Source organism: Acidovorax facilis, from assembly GCF_023913775.1.
Classification (GTDB): Bacteria; Pseudomonadota; Gammaproteobacteria; order Burkholderiales; family Burkholderiaceae_C; genus Acidovorax; species Acidovorax facilis.
On sequence record NZ_JAMXAX010000266.1, the window covers coordinates 1 to 1,811 of the forward strand.

The following is a 1,811-nucleotide window of genomic DNA, read 5'->3' on the forward strand; positions in this document are numbered from 1 at the left end:
ATCAGGCTGCACTCCACGCTGGGATACCAGTCACCCAATAGCTACGAGATGCAGCAGGCGTTGGCAGCTCACTCAGCTTGAACGAACTTCCCCTATCGGAATGTCTGAAAAAACTTGACCACGACAATCGCTGTGACATAGCCAGAACCGATTCGTGAAGAGCTTCCCTAGTCAAACGTTGAACGCCTCGCAACGGCCCGGTCAGGCAATGAACCGCCAGATCCATGCCTCGACGATAGAGCGTGGCAGAGGCCAGGGTCAATACGGAGGCAAGGCCGTCTTGACTTGGGGTTGGGCGGGCAGACACAATCAATGCCCACATTGGCGGGAGACACCATGCACAACCATACCGGACCGCATGCTTTACCCGGCTATGGCCACCGCCAGCGGTTTGAGAGAAAAGCCGTGACCACCGTGGCCGTGCAAAAAGGAGGTGCTGTGATCAACGGCACGCGCCTGATGCCCCTTGCGTTCGAGCAACACGATGCCGCCAGTTCCTCATGGAGAAGCTTGCTACTCCGTTGGCTCAGCTCGTTTGCGGCTCTTTTGCTTTTGGCCCATGGCAGCGCCTCGGGCGTGGAGATCGTGCGCTTCCCCATCGCTGAGAGCGCTGCCGACCAGCGCATGAACTATCCGCGAGAACTATTGAAACTGGCACTGTCCAAAGCCCGCACTGAATACCGGGTGACATATCCCACTGTTTCGATGAGCCAAAACCGCCAGATCGTTGAATTAGAGGCCGGACGAATAATCGACGTAGCCCCGCTTCCATCTTCCTCCGACCGAGAAGCGAGGCTGCTACCGATACGCATTCCGCTCCACAAAGGCTTGCTGGGTTGGCGGCTAGGCTTGGTTCGCAAGGGTGACACCCCCCGTGTTGAGCAAGTCAAGATACTGGCCGACCTGATGGGCGTGCGCATCGCCCAGGGCCAAGATTGGCCAGACACACAGATATTGATGGGCAACGGCCTTGAGGTAATCAAGGGCTCCAACTACGAAGGCCTGTTCAAGATGCTGGAGACCCAGCGCTTCGATTATTTTCCCCGCAGCGTGATGGAAATACGGGATGAGCAAGCAGCCCACGCCAACACGCTCGAAATAGAACCACATCTCGCCTTGCACTATTTCTACGACAGTTACTTCTTCGTCAACAAACGCAACACCAAACTCGCCGCCGACATCACCGAGGGCATGGAGAAGGCAATCGCAGACGGATCGTTCGACAAGCTCTTCGATGAGCATTGGGGCGAGCGTGTGCGCAAGGCTAGGCTGAATGAGCGCACGGTTATCGAATTGCGCAATCCATTGCTGACGCCAGAAACACCCTCTGACCGGCGTGAGCTATGGTACGGCGTGCAGCGCTGACCCTATCCTGGTTGTTCCAAAGATTCAAACAACATCTGCCACTCAGGCACCGGAGATCTACACCCGGGCATTCAGACGCAACTCAGCATCCGGCAAGTACAGAGCAAACAGGCGCTGATCCCGGCTGTCCACCCGTATCCGATGCGCAGGTAGCTGGCAGCTTTGCCTTTGTGGTGCAGCCCTGCATCGCTGATTTATGAGTGTCGTGCCTGCGTCTCTTCGCGCTTGCGATCACAGAGAAGGCTCTCGAAAAAGACGTCGGTGCCGAGCATGGGTCGGTGTCAAGCGACGTGGGAGAGGCCGGTGAGCTAACCGGGCTGAATTGCTGGGCTGGCTCGGTGGGGCGTATTTTCTGCAGCCTGCCACTCAGCCCTCTATAGGCACTGTGATTAAAATCAGTACACACCACGCCAGCCCAGCAATTCAGCCCGGTTAGCTCACCGGCC

At 57.2% G+C, this 1,811-nt stretch carries 1 protein-coding gene; it reads left to right on the top strand.

All coding sequences use genetic code 11. From position 1 onward, the window contains the following. Nucleotides 1–336: 336 nt before the first annotated feature. Nucleotides 337–1,365 carry a type 2 periplasmic-binding domain-containing protein gene (locus NFX52_RS30030; protein ID WP_252635994.1) on the top strand — a complete coding sequence of 343 codons (1,029 nt, stop codon included), beginning with the start codon at nt 337–339 and terminating at the stop codon, nt 1,363–1,365. The last annotated feature ends 446 nt before the right edge of the window (nt 1,366–1,811 follow it).

Coding starts and splice junctions, on each gene's coding strand:
- NFX52_RS30030 (WP_252635994.1), top strand. CDS start 337: ATGCACAACCATACCGGACCGCATGCTTTACCCGGCTATGGCCACCGC.